Source organism: Qaidamihabitans albus (assembly GCF_016464705.1).
Taxonomy (GTDB): domain Bacteria; phylum Actinomycetota; class Actinomycetes; order Mycobacteriales; family Pseudonocardiaceae; genus Qaidamihabitans; species Qaidamihabitans albus.
In genome coordinates, this window is sequence record NZ_JAEHOB010000004.1 from 370,039 (window position 1) to 382,575 (window position 12,537).

General features: G+C 70.6%; 11 protein-coding genes. 9 read left to right on the forward strand and 2 right to left on the reverse strand.

The window, feature by feature from the left end; translation table 11 throughout:
• The first annotated feature begins 23 nt into the window (after window positions 1-23).
• Both JAP66_RS10740 and JAP66_RS10745 read left to right on the forward strand, forming a co-directional pair.
• The gene (locus JAP66_RS10740) at window positions 24-719 is read left to right on the forward strand and encodes a hypothetical protein (RefSeq protein ID WP_199431488.1); all 696 of its coding nucleotides are present in this window, start codon (window positions 24-26) and stop codon (window positions 717-719) included.
• A gap of 26 nt (window positions 720-745) precedes the next feature.
• Window positions 746-2,170 (forward strand): outer membrane protein assembly factor BamB family protein, encoded by a 1,425-nt coding sequence (locus JAP66_RS10745; RefSeq protein WP_199431489.1) that lies wholly within the window; start codon window positions 746-748, stop codon window positions 2,168-2,170.
• Window positions 2,171-2,231: 61 nt separating this feature from the next.
• Here the strand turns inward: JAP66_RS10745 and JAP66_RS10750 are convergent, their stop codons facing one another.
• Window positions 2,232-3,701 carry an APC family permease gene (locus JAP66_RS10750; RefSeq protein ID WP_199431490.1) on the reverse strand — a complete coding sequence of 490 codons (1,470 nt, stop codon included), beginning with the start codon at window positions 3,699-3,701 and terminating at the stop codon, window positions 2,232-2,234.
• An 83-nt stretch (window positions 3,702-3,784) separates the two neighbouring features.
• Complete coding sequence (locus tag JAP66_RS10755) at window positions 3,785-4,951, reverse strand: ROK family transcriptional regulator (RefSeq protein ID WP_235998909.1); 1,167 nt, start codon at window positions 4,949-4,951, stop codon at window positions 3,785-3,787.
• A 96-nt stretch (window positions 4,952-5,047) separates the two neighbouring features.
• Here JAP66_RS10755 and JAP66_RS10760 point away from each other — a divergent pair, with 96 nt between their 5' ends.
• The 7 genes from JAP66_RS10760 (at window position 5,048) to JAP66_RS10790 (ending at window position 12,429) form a co-directional block, all read left to right on the forward strand.
• Window positions 5,048-6,328: a Gfo/Idh/MocA family protein gene (locus tag JAP66_RS10760; RefSeq protein WP_199431492.1), complete on the forward strand. Its 1,281-nt coding sequence runs from the start codon at window positions 5,048-5,050 to the stop codon at window positions 6,326-6,328.
• Window positions 6,325-7,602, forward strand: coding sequence for an ABC transporter substrate-binding protein (locus JAP66_RS10765; protein WP_199431493.1), 1,278 nt, complete (start codon window positions 6,325-6,327; stop codon window positions 7,600-7,602). Before JAP66_RS10760 ends, JAP66_RS10765 begins: the two co-directional genes overlap by 4 nt.
• Window positions 7,603-8,508 (forward strand): carbohydrate ABC transporter permease, encoded by a 906-nt coding sequence (locus JAP66_RS10770; RefSeq protein ID WP_199431494.1) that lies wholly within the window; start codon window positions 7,603-7,605, stop codon window positions 8,506-8,508.
• Entirely contained in the window at window positions 8,505-9,332 is an 828-nt protein-coding gene (locus JAP66_RS10775; protein WP_199431495.1) for a carbohydrate ABC transporter permease, read from the forward strand. Before JAP66_RS10770 ends, JAP66_RS10775 begins: the two co-directional genes overlap by 4 nt.
• Window positions 9,333-9,416: 84 nt before the next feature.
• Entirely contained in the window at window positions 9,417-10,946 is a 1,530-nt protein-coding gene (locus JAP66_RS10780; protein WP_307849515.1) for an alkaline phosphatase D family protein, read from the forward strand.
• Window positions 10,946-11,788: a polysaccharide lyase family protein gene (locus JAP66_RS10785; RefSeq protein ID WP_199431497.1), complete on the forward strand. Its 843-nt coding sequence runs from the start codon at window positions 10,946-10,948 to the stop codon at window positions 11,786-11,788. The genes JAP66_RS10780 and JAP66_RS10785 overlap by 1 nt, the downstream gene beginning before the upstream one ends.
• 53 nt (window positions 11,789-11,841) lie before the next feature.
• The gene (locus JAP66_RS10790) at window positions 11,842-12,429 is read left to right on the forward strand and encodes a TetR/AcrR family transcriptional regulator (RefSeq protein ID WP_199431498.1); all 588 of its coding nucleotides are present in this window, start codon (window positions 11,842-11,844) and stop codon (window positions 12,427-12,429) included.
• The last annotated feature ends 108 nt before the right edge of the window (window positions 12,430-12,537 follow it).

Consider the following 12,537-nt stretch of genomic DNA (forward strand, 5'->3'; position numbering starts at 1 on the left):
CGAAGATCCAGGGGGAGATCACCATGACCTATCCGCAGTACGGCGGCAGGCCGCAGCAGCCGGGCCCGCCGTATCAGCAGGGACCCGGCCGTCCGCCAGGGCACCCGCCACAGGGCTATCCGCCCGGCTATCCGCCCGCCTACGGCCCGCCGCCCGGTGGCCCTTACCCGCCGCCGGGATACGGGCCGCCACCCGGTGCTCCCCCGCCCCGGCGCAACCGCGGGCTGTGGTCCGGCCTCGCCGGCGGTCTCGGCGCCGCGGTCCTGTTCGCCGTGACGGCGTTCGGGTACCCGGGCTTCCTCCTCGACAACGGCGACGAAGGCGACCCCGAACCCGCCGCCGCGGCCGCTCCCGCGCCGAGCAGCTCCGCCGCCGCGACCACCACCAGCGCGCCGCTGCCCGGCGGCACCGGCATCACCGACAAGGACGTGCTGGTCCAGCGCCTCAACGCCGCGTTCGACAGCGGCGACAAGGCGGCCGCGATGGCCCTGATGTGCGCGGACAACAGCCCCACGATCACGCGAGAAACCGAGGACGAGGTCGACCTGATCATCAAGGGCCCCGCCGACGTCGAGGTCGGCCCCGCCGAAGGTCCCGACGACAACATGAAGGCCGTCATCACCGGCACCGTCGACGGCAACACGTTGCAGAACTCCGTGCTGCTGGCCCGGGACAGGGGACCCGGGCTGTGTATCTGGATCTTCAACCTGGCGTGGTGACCGGCGCGGAGCACCGAGGGGGAGTCATGACCGGAGGCGGCCCGCCGTATCCGCAACAGCCGTACCCGCAACAGCCGTACCCGCCGGCGCATCAGGGCTACGCGCGGCCGCAGGGTCCGTGGTCGGCCTACCCCGGGCCACCGCCTCCACCGGGACAACCGCCGTTCCAGCCGCCCGGCAGGCGCCTGCGCCCGTGGTGGCTCCTGGTCGTCGCACTGGTACTGGTCCTGGCCGTCGGGGGTGTGGTGACGGTGTTCGCCGTGACCCGCGACGACGGGCCTGCCACGGAGGGACCGGTGCCGCACCTGCCGGTGGCGTGGAAGGTCGAGGCCGACCGCTCGGACTACCCCGAGGACTACATCGGCTGGGACAAGATCGCCAAGTACAGCCATGTGCACGACGGGGACCTGATCCGGCTCGGTGATGCGGCCGTGGCCCGCATCGATCCGGTGTCCGGCGAGATCGTCTGGGAGACACCGGTTCCGGAGCACGACCAGGTCTGCATGGTCAACCTCGGCGGCGGATCGATCGCCGCGATGACCTACTCGGTGCGGCCCAAGGAATGCAACCGCCTCGCGGTGTTCGACCTCGACACCGGTGAGATGGTGCGGAACACGAAGTTCTCGCTGCGCGACTTCGGTGACGCCGCCATGTACGTCCAGCAGGACGCCGTCTACCTCGGCCGCCCGAGCCAGCAGATCTGGGACGTCCCGAGGGACTTCACCGCCGCGGTGCTCAGGACCGACGGCCGGACCGGCGAGGAGGTGTGGAACACCCCGTTGCCGGACTGCTTCGCCGTGGAGGATCTGCGGGCGTCCGCCACCCAGTTGCTGGTGACGACCCGCTGCGAAGGCGAGGAGGTCCGGATGGGTGGCTACTGGCGGGTGTGGGCACTGGACCCGGACACCGGCGAGCAGCGGTGGGTCACCACCGTGGAGGCGGACGACGAGGCACAGCCTGCCATTCTCTCCGCCGGCCCTCCGGTGATCGCACACGTCGACATCGACAACGCGTGCTGTTTCCGGCAGTGGTACGAGGTCTTCGACGACACCGGCGGGCGGCGGCTCGAAGTGCGCAGGGGCAACGACGGCTCCGAACTCGCCGCCGGGTTCAGGCGGCACTGGATCTCCCGGTTCGACAGCTCCGCCTTCGCGATCGTCGGCGACACGATGATCGCCGGGGACTGGGCGGACGCCAGCGAGGAGATCAGCGACCGCCAGCTCATCGGCATCGACCTGGACACGGGCGAGCAGCGGTGGCGTACGAACCTGCCCGCCGGGGCCTCCCCCGAGTTCGTGCGGCCCACCACCGGAGACCGGCTGCACGTGCTGAACAAGGTGGGACCGGAGCTGTACCGGCTGGACCGGCCACCGGGCGGACCGAGCAGGTCGCCAGCCTGGAGAACCAGCTCACCGGCGGAGAGCAGGCCAAGGGCGAGTTCCTGCCGCTGATCACGGGCGACACGCTGGTACTGAGCCCGCAGTCGCTCGAGTACGGCCTTGAGGCCGTCGCCTACCGCCTGCCGCCGGGCTGACCGGCGCTCCAACCTCGTGAGTGGGGGCGTGCGGCGCGCCGGTGGAGGGTCCGGGCCAACCGGTCCTCCGCGTCCGCACCCGCCCGGATCCGCGGCAACCGCAGCACCAGCGCGATCCCGGCCAGCCACCACACGCCGACGATGACCCACTCGTAGGGCCAGATCAGCTGGGCGGGCATGCCGGGCAGGAACAACACGGCGGTGCCCAGGCTCAGCAGCACGGCGAGGGTTCCGACCGTACGGCCGAGCGGCAGCCGGAACGGGCGGAGCATGTCCGGTTCCCGGCGGCGCAGCACGAGGAAGCTCAGCGCCACCATCAGGTAGGCGACGATGATGCTCAGGCTGCCCGCGTCCACCAGCCACACCAGCATCTGCCTGCCGAACAGCGGCGCGACGATCGACAACCCACCGACGAAGAGCACCGCATTGGCGGGCGTGCCGAAGCGCGGATGTACCCGGGCGAACCACCGCGGCAGCATTCCGGACGAGGCCATCGCGAACAGCAGCCTGCTCGCGCCGAGCAGGAAGCCGTTCCAGCTCGTGAGGATGCCCGCGATCCCGCCGACGACGAGCACCGTCCCCATCGCCGGGCTGCCCCACAGCGAGGCCATCGCCTCGGCGGTGGGCAGCTCGGACTCCGTGCGGGCGCCGGAGGCGAGTCCGGAGCCCACGGTCAACATGATCATCACGTACCAGGCGACGGCCAGGCCGACCGAGATCACCAGCAGCCCGCCGATGCGGCGCGGCGGCAGGTTGATCTCCCCTGCCGACTGCGGGATCACGTCGAAGCCCACGAACAGGAAGGGCGTGGCGACCACCACAAGCAGGATGCCCGAGGTCCCGCCGGAGAACAGCGGTTCGAGGTTGGCCGCCGAGCCGCCGACCGCCGAGCCCGCGGTGAGCAGCACACCGATCACCAGGAGGAACAGCACCACGATGGTCTGGAACACCGCGGCAGGCCGCACACCCACGTAGTTCAGCGCGGTGATCACGAGCGCTCCGGCGACACCGACCGCCACCCAGGTGGCGTAGACGTCGTATCCCGCGATCGACCAGAGCCTGCCCGCGGGCAGGTCGGGTGCCAGGTACAGCAGGGTCTGCGGTAGCGCGACCGCCTCGAAGGCCACCACGGACACGTAGCCGAGCACCAGGGTCCACGACGTGATGAACGCGGGCCGGGCGCCGAGCGCGCGCAGCGCATAGTTGTGCTCGCCGCCGACCGCGGGCATGGCCGAAACCAACTCCGCGTAGGTGAGCCCGACGAGGGCCACCACGATCCCGCCGATCACGAACGCGAGTGCGGCGCCGAGGCTGCCCGCGTCGGTGAGGAAATCACCGGTCAGCACGACCCAGCCGAAGCCGATCATCGCCCCGAACGCGATCGCGATCACGTCCCGCCTGCCGAGTACGCGGACGAACCCGCCGTCCTCGCCGTGCAACCCCGCCATGCGCTCCAGCTCCCTCCGCCCCGGCCGAGTGATCAGGAGAGCTTGCGTTCTCGCTCGCACCGCGTCAAGAGACCGGGGACCTGTCAGCCGCGCAGAGCGACGCCGCTGCGCGCCTGCTGCCGCAGCGCGTCCTCGGCGGCATGCAGGGCGAGCTGCACGGCGCCGAGTACTACCGCCTCCTCGCCCACTGTGGACGCCGCGAGCCGCGGCGTCCTGATGCACACCTGATCGACGTGCCGCCGCAACCGGGGTAGCAGCAGGTCTTCGGCGCTGGCCAGACCACCCCCGATGACGATCATCTCCGGATCGACGGTCAGCGTCATCGCCGCCGCGTGCTGGGCCAGCGTCGCGCAGAAATCGTCCACTATGGCCAGTGCGCGTTCGTCGCCTTCCCTGGCTTCGTCGAGCAGCTGCGCGGTGACCTGGTGGTCCCGGCCGGTGATGGACTCGGCCGTCGCCGGCCCCAGCAGCAGTTCCCGGACCCGTTCCCACTTCGGCGGGTCCAGCAGGCCGATCTCGCCCGCGGCGCCGCCGAAGCCGCGGTGTACGCGGCCGCCGAGAATGAGCCCCGCACCGATCCGGCGCCCGATCAGCAGGTAGATCAGCTCGTCGACATCGCGTGCCACGCCGTGGGACCGCTCGGCGAGCGCGGCGAGATTCGCGTCGTTGTCCACCAGCACGGGGCAGGCGAACGAGCGCGAGAGCCTGCGGGACAGCGGCAGGTCGACCCAGCCGGGAATGACCGTGGACACCGTGACGGTGCCGTCCGGGGCGATGATGCCGGGACAGCCCACCGCCACGCCCATCAACCGCGAACGCTCGATGCCGCCCCCGGCGAGGCAGCGGGCTGCCACGTTGCGCACCACGGTCACCCGGCTGTCGGCGTCCAGCTGGGGGTCGACCTGCTTCTCCGCGGTGTGCACTGCCTGCCCGTTGAGATCGGCGAGCACGCCCAGCACGCGATGTGCGCCGACGTCGAAGCCCAGCACGTAACCGCTGTCGGCACGGAAGACGTAGCGGCGTGCCGGCCTGCCCACGCGTCCCTCCGCACCGGCCTGCAGTTCCGACGCCCAGCCCTGTTCGACCAGGTCCTCGATGGCCGCTTCGACCGTGGGCCGCGAGAGCCCGGTGCTGCTCGCCAGGTTGGTGAGCGTGGCGGGGCTCGACTCACGCAGCGCGGACAGCACCGCGACCGAGTTGATCAACCGCAGCAGCGACTGCCCGCCGCCCTCCGGACGCGAACTGGACAACAACCTCTCCCTTGACCGGCGACCAGGCGAATGATAGACCATGCGACATTAATTAAAGAAAGTTTCATTAATAACACACCGTCGCCGGGAGGATGCTTGCCGAAGCCGGTCACCATCGCCATCGTCGGGGCGGGATCCCGGGGGCGTACCTACGCCGCGTGCACGGCCCGGACGGGCCGTGCACGCGTGACGGCCGTCGCCGAACCGCGCTCGCAGGCGCGCACGAGGCTGGCCGGGGAACACGACCTGCCCGCGGACGCCGTGCTCGACGACTGGCGCGCACTGCTCACCCGGCCGCGCCTCGCCGACGTCGCCGTCATCTCGACCCAGGACAGGGCGCACGTCGAACCCGCCGTCGAACTCGCCCGCCGCGGCTACCACCTGCTGCTGGAGAAGCCGATGGCGACGACGGAGCGGGACAGCGAGCGCATCGTCCGGGCCGCCGAGGAGTCCGGGGTACTGCTCGCCGTCTGCCACGTGCTCCGCTACACCCCCTACACCCGCGCACTGAAGGGAATCGTCGACAGCGGCCGTATCGGCGACGTGGTCAGCGTCGAGCACCTCGAACCGGTGGGCTGGTGGCACCACGCGCACTCCTACGTGCGCGGGAACTGGCGGCGCGAGGACGAGTCCACGTTCATGCTGATGGCCAAGTCGTGCCACGACCTGGACTGGCTGGCGCACGTCATCGGCAGGCCCGCGGTGCGGGTGTCCTCCTTCGGCGGGCTGTACGAGTTCCGGCCGGAACGCAGGCCCGAGGGCGCGGCCGACCGCTGCCTCGACTGCGCCGTCGAGGCGACCTGCCCCTACTCCGCGCCGCGGATCTACCTGCCGCTGCTCGACGAGCCCGACCGGACGTGGCCGCTGTCGGTGGTCACCGACGACCGCACCGAGGCGGGCGTGCGGACCGCGCTGCGCGAGGGCCCCTACGGCCGTTGCGTGTACGCCTGCGACAACGACGTGGTGGACCACCAGGTGGTGGACATCGAGTACACCGGCGGCGTCACCGCATCGTTCACCATGACCGCGTTCGCGCCGGTGAGCCACCGCAAGACCAGGATCTTCGGCACGCGCGGATCGCTCGAAGGCGACGGCGAGAGCATCACCGTGCACGACTTCCTCAACGGCACCGAGGTCGTGCACACCGGCACCCGCGAGGGCGCCACGGCCGGGGACGGACACGGCGGCGGCGACCAGGGGCTCGTCGACGCCTTCGTCGACGCGGTCGCGGCGGGCGACGAGAGCCTGATCCTCAGCAGCGGCCGGGAAAGCCTCGCAACCCACCGGCTGGTCTGGGCCGCGGAACGCGCGCGCCACGCCGGCACCGTCATCAGCCTGCATGAAGCAGCGGCACCCAACACGGAGGTAGCACGATGAGGAAGGCAGCGATCGCGGCGCTCGTGACGAGCGCGCTCGTCACGACGGCATGCGGTTCGGGCGCGGACGACCCGGCGGAGGGCGGATCCGACGGGCGCGGCCCGATCACGTTCGCCACCCTCAAGGACGGCACCGGCACGGTGCCCGAGCTGGTGGAGCGCTGGAACTCCGAGCACCCCGACCAGAAGGTCAGCATCGTCGAGCTGCCCGAGGACGCGGACGGCCAGCGGCAGAAGCTCGTCCAGCAGGCGCAGACGAAGTCCGGCGCCTACGACGTCGTCACGATCGACCTGCCGTGGAACGCCGAGTTCGCGGCGCGCCGGTGGATCACCGAGCTGCCCCGCGAACAGTTCGATGTGGACGGGTTGTTCCAGGCACCGCTGCGTGGTTCGGAGTACCGCGGAAAGCTCTACTCGATCCCGCACTTCACCGGCTCGGCCATGCTGTATTACCGCGAGGACCTGCTGAACAAGGCGGGCGTGCAACCACCGACCACGTGGGAGGAGATGCGGGCCGCCTGCGAGAAGGTGCTCGCGCTGCCCGAGGCGAAGGACGCGTCGTGCTACGCAGGGCAGTTCGACAAGTACGAGGGCCTGACGGTCAACTTCTCCGAGGCCGTCGCCTCCGCGGGCGGGCAGGTCACCGACGAGCAGGGCAACCCGCGCCTCGACACCCCGGAGGCCAAGGCGGGCCTGGAGTTCCTCGTCGACGGCTTCCGGGACGGGACGATGCCCACGGAGGCCATCACCTACAAGGAAGAGGAGGGACGCAGGGCCTTCCAGCAGGGCAAGCTGATCTTCCACCGCAACTGGGCCTACATCTACGCGCTGATGAACGCCACCGACGGCTCCTCCGGCGTCGCGGGGAAGTTCGACGTGACCGTGATCCCCGGCAAGGACGGGCCGGGCGTCTCGTCGCTCGGCGGCAACAACCTGGCGGTCTCGTCGTTCTCCGCCAAGCAGGCGACGGCCCGCGACTTCATCGCGTACCTGACCGCTCTGGAGACCCAGCTCGAACACGCCAGGGGCTCGGCCTACCCGATGACGAGGACCGAGGTGTACTCCGACCCCGGCCTGCGGGAGCAGTACCCCTACCTGACGGTCCTCAAGGAGGGCACGGAGAACGCCCGTCCGCGGCCGTCCCTGGTCCGTTACGGCGACGCCAGCACGGTGATCCAGGAGAACGTGTACGCGGCACTGAACGGTGACAAGACCGTCGACGCCGCGCTGTCGGCGATGCAGCAGGGACTGACCGAGATCGCCAAGGAGTCCTGAGTGAATCGCACGGGGCGGACGGCGGCGCTGCTGCTGTCACCGACATTCCTCGTGCTCACGCTGGTGGTCGGGTATCCGCTGGTGGCCGCGCTGCGTGAGTCGCTGTTCCGCAGCGGTGACGAGCTCGACGAGTCCGGTTTCATCGTGTCCGGCGAGCGGTTCGTCGGGCTGGACAACTACGCAGGCGCGCTCGGCGGCTCCGCGGAGCGGTTCTGGAACGCCTTCGCCAACACGACGCTGTTCACCGGCACCACCGTTGCGGCCGAGGTCGTGATCGGCACCGCGATGGCGGTGGTGATGCACCGGGCCATGCGTGGCCGTGGCCTGGTGCGCGCCTCGATCCTCGTGCCGTGGGCGATCCCGACGGCCGTGGCCGGGCTGCTGTGGCGCTGGATCTTCCAGGCCGACGGGGTGGCGAACTCGCTGCTCGGCGCCGACCTGCTGTGGACGGCCGACGGCTGGCCCGCCAAGTTCGCCGTGATCATCGCCGACACCTGGAAGACCGCGCCGTTCGTCGGGCTGCTCGTGCTCGCCGGGCTCCAGCTGATCTCGGCCGACGTCTACGAGGCCGCCCGGCTGGACGGTGCGAACGCATGGCAGCAGTTCTGGCGGGTCACCCTGCCACTCGTCAAACCGGCACTGCTGGTCGCCGTGCTGTTCCGCCTGCTGGACGCGCTGCGCATGTTCGACCTGCCGTTCGTGCTGGTCGGCGCGCAGAAGGGGTCGGTGGAGACCCTGTCGATGCTGGCCTGGGACGAGGCCAACCAGGTGCGCTACGGGCCCGCCGCCGCGTACGCGGTGATCCTGTTCCTCTACGTGGCGGCGGTGGCCTTCGTGTTCGTCAAACTGCTCGGCGCCGACCTGCTCGGCGACCGGCGCGCCAGGCGACGGGAGGTGCCGTCATGACCGCAGTCCTGCGCCGGTGGGCGCCCTACCTCGGCGTCGCCGTGATCGTCGGCTACTGCCTCGCGCCGTTCTACTGGATGGTGGTGTCGAGCTTCCGGCGCACCAGCGACATCTTCGACCTCTCCGCGCTGCCCTCGCCGTGGTCGCTGGAGAACTACCGGGCCGTGTTCGGCGGGGACAACCAGTTCGGCCGGGCGCTGCTGAACAGCCTCGTGGTGGCCGGCGTGACCACGGTCGGCACGGTCGTCGTGGCCACGCTCGCCGGGTTCGCCTTGGCCCGGCTGAACTTCCGGTTCAAGAACGCGGTGCTCGCGGTGGTGATCGCCACCTCGATGTTTCCCGGGATTTCACTGCTCGTACCGCTGCTGAAGCTGTTCACCGACATCGGCTGGATCAACACTTACCAGTCGATGATCGTGCCGAACCTGTCCTTCGCGCTGCCGCTGGCGATCTGGTATCTCACCATGTTCTTCCGCCAGCTGCCGGTGGAGCTGGAGGAGGCGGCCAGAGTGGACGGTTGCACGCCGGGGCAGGCGTTCCGGAAGGTGATCCTGCCGCTCGCGGTTCCCGGCGTTTTCACCACGGCGATCATCGTGTTCGTCGTGGCGTGGAACGAGTTCATCATCGCGCTGACGATGGTGAACGAACCGGGAATGCAGACGGTCACCGTCCGGATCTCCCAGTTCGTCGGCACCGCCGCACACGACAGCCCGTTCGGCACCCGCATGGCCGCCGGGGTCATCGCGACGGTGCCGCTGGTGATCGCCGTCCTGCTGTTCCAGCGGCGCATCGTCGCCGGACTCACGTCGGGGGGCGTGAAATGACCGCACAGAGATGGGAGCACACGCGTGCGCAGCTCGGCCAGTGACTCGTTACCGAACAGACGTGACTTCCTCGCCCTCGCGGGCGTGAGCGCCGCCGCAGTCGCGCTCGGCAGCGGCGTACCGGCGGCCGCCCGCACCGGCGGTGACCGCGTGCCCCCGGATCCGTTCCGGCTCGGCGTGGCCTCGGGGGATCCGGAGCCGACCAGCGTGGTGCTGTGGACCCGGCTGGCCCCGGACGCGCTGGCACCCGACGGCCACGGCGGGATGCCCGGCCGGGCGGTCGACGTGCACTACGAGGTCGCCGAGGACGAGCGGTTCTCGCGTGTGGTGCGGCGCGGGCGCGCGGTCGCCACCGCCGAGCTGGCGCACTCGGTACACCCCGAGGTCGAGGGACTGCGCCCTGGCCGCGAGTACTTCTACCGGTTCCGCGCGGGCGGGGAGATCAGCCCGGCAGGCCGGACGCGCACGGCGCCGGGGCCGCGCGAGCGGGTGGACCGGCTCTCGTTCGCGACGGCGTCCTGCCAGGCCTGGTACCACGGGCATTTCACCGCCTACCGGCATCTCGCCGAGGAGGACCTCGACCTGGTCTTCTTCCTCGGTGACTACATCTACGAGTACGCGATCAACTCCGGCAACCTGTGGCGCCACGGCGTCGAGCTCGGCCCCGCACACGACGCCACGGTGCGCACGCTGGAGCAGTACCGGCTGCGGTACTCGCTGTTCAAGACCGACCCGCACCTGCGGCGGGCCCACGCGCGGGCGCCCTGGGTGAGCACCTGGGACGACCACGAGGTGCAGAACAACTACGCCGACGCGCACTCGCAGTACGGCATCTCGATCGAGGACTTCGAGCGGCAGCGGGCGGTGGCCTACCGCGCCTACTACGAGAACATGCCGCTACGCCGGTCGTCCATTCCGGACGGTCCGGACATGCGGCTGTACCGACGGCTGGCATGGGGCCGTCTCGCCGACGTGCACGTGCTGGACACCCGGCAGTACCGGGACGACTTCCCCGAGGACTCGGGTGCGGGCGGCGAGCACACCGATCCGGACCGCTCGATCCTCGGCGAGCGGCAGGAACGCTGGCTCACCGAGGGACTGCGGCGCTCCGGCGCCACCTGGAACGTGCTCGCGCAGCAGGTCGTCATGGCGCAGATCGACCGGGACACCGGGCCGGGCCGGACGTTCAGCATGGACCAGTGGGACGGCTTCACCGCCAACCGCGACCGGCTTTTCGACGCGGTCCGGCGGTTCGGCATCGACAACCTGGTAGTGCTCACCGGCGACATCCACCGGCACGTCGCCGCCGAGCTGAAGGCCGACTTCACCGACCCGGACTCCGCCACGATCGGCACCGAGCTCGTGGCGAGCTCCGTCGGCTCGGACGGCGACGGCGCGCCGACGGACCGCTACACCGAGCTGTGGCTGAGCAATCCGCACGTCAGGTTCTACGACGGCCGCCGCGGTTACGTGCTCGCCACGATGACGCCGGAACGGCTCACCTCGGAGTTCAAGGTCGTCGACCACGTCGAGCGCGACGACACGGCCGCGGTCTCCACCGTCGCGCGGTTCGTCACCGAGGCCGGCAGGCCCGGCCTGAAGCGGGAGGCGTGATGAGCGGCGTCGTCCCTGTAGTGCACTCGCTCGCCGCCGAGGGCGGCATCGGCCGGATCGACCTCGGCTGGCAGGCACGCCGGCCGTACCGGCCGCTCGTCGACCACTTCGCCGTGTACGGCTCGCGCGATCCGGCGTTCCGGCCGTCGGCGGACACCCTGATCGGCAAGACGATCGACACGCACCTGCGCCACGAAGGGCTCGGGCCGCGAGGGCGGACCTGGCACTACCGGGTCGTCACGGTGGACGCCGCGGGCAGGTCGAGCGCCCCGGCCGGGCCGCTGCGCGCGACATCGGTGGAGTCGGTGACGGTCGCGGGCAGGCCGGTCGCCGTGGTCGGCGAGTTCGACCTGAGGAGCCTGGAGCTCGCGCTCGCTCCCCGTGGGTACGCCGACTACCCGGCCCGGTTCCCGGACGGCGCCGACTACGTCCACGGGGTGAGCACGCCGGGCACCCACTGGCCGTACCTGCATCCCGGACCGGCCGACCGCTGGGCGGGCAGCAGGGCGCACACGTTCCGGCTGCGGTTCGAGCTGCCCGCCGCACCGGCCGGTGACCTGGCGCTCGCGGTGTGGCTGATCGACACGCACGCGAGCATCCCGGGGCGGCTGGACGTGTCCTGCAACGGCACCGCGGTCGGGAACGTCGCACTGGAGAACGGCGCCACCAGGGGGTCGCTTGAGGGCGACGCCACGGTGCCGGGCACGCCGCTGAAGCCGTCCATCGTGGAGCTTCCGCTTCCGGCGGCGGCGCTGGCGGCCGGCGAGAACGTGCTCACCCTGCACAAGGGTGAGGGGTCGTGGCACGCCTACGACGCGGTCGGGGTGTTCGATCCCGGCTGAGGCACAGTACCGGCATCGATTGCCTAAAACGAACGGTCGTGCTAAAAAGGGTCATGAGCAAAGGCCAGTCGACGAAGCGCGTGATCCTGGACGAGGCGACCGAGATCGCGAGCAGGACCGGCCTGCAGGCGCTCACCATCGGCACGCTCGCCGCGAGGACCGAACTGTCCAAGAGCGGCCTCTTCGCACACTTCCGCTCCAAGGAGTCGCTGCAACTGGAGGTGCTGCGCCACGCCCGCGACCGGTTCGTCGACCTGGTGATCCGGCCCGCGCTCGCCACGCCACGTGGCGAGCAGCGGGTGCGGGCGCTGTTCGAGCACTGGCTGAGCTGGTGCCGGGGAGACGCACTGGAGGGCGGCTGCATCTTCACCGCTGCCGCCACCGAGTTCGACGATCAGCCAGGCGCGGTGCGCGAGTTGCTTGTCAACGACGAGCGCGATCTCGCCGACACCGTGGCGCAGGTCTTCCGCACCGGCATCAGTGAAGGCCGGTTCCGCGCGGACGCCGATCCGTACCAGTTCGCGCAGGACCTGCACGGGATCCTGCTCGCCTACGTCCACACCGCTCGGCTGCTCGCCGACCCGAAGGCCGAGCAGCGGGCGAGGCGGGCCTTCGAGGCGCTGCTCGACGCCGCCCGCTGAGCCACTCCCACACCCGACCGACCGGAAAGACGGCAGCATGTTTCCCGACGCAGAACTGGCCCCAATAAATAGCACGATCGATCGTTTCTTTTTTCCGGCACCCTCACC

Bases quoted from the DNA above. Each gene is read 5' to 3' on its own strand.
- JAP66_RS10775 (WP_199431495.1), top strand. From the start codon at position 8,505: ATGACCGCAGTCCTGCGCCGGTGGGCGCCCTACCTCGGCGTCGCCGTG.
- JAP66_RS10785 (WP_199431497.1), top strand. From the start codon at position 10,946: ATGAGCGGCGTCGTCCCTGTAGTGCACTCGCTCGCCGCCGAGGGCGGC.
- JAP66_RS10745 (WP_199431489.1), top strand. From the start codon at position 746: ATGACCGGAGGCGGCCCGCCGTATCCGCAACAGCCGTACCCGCAACAG.
- JAP66_RS10790 (WP_199431498.1), top strand. From the start codon at position 11,842: ATGAGCAAAGGCCAGTCGACGAAGCGCGTGATCCTGGACGAGGCGACC.
- JAP66_RS10740 (WP_199431488.1), top strand. From the start codon at position 24: ATGACCTATCCGCAGTACGGCGGCAGGCCGCAGCAGCCGGGCCCGCCG.
- JAP66_RS10765 (WP_199431493.1), top strand. From the start codon at position 6,325: ATGAGGAAGGCAGCGATCGCGGCGCTCGTGACGAGCGCGCTCGTCACG.
- JAP66_RS10750 (WP_199431490.1), bottom strand. From the start codon at position 3,701: ATGGCGGGGTTGCACGGCGAGGACGGCGGGTTCGTCCGCGTACTCGGC.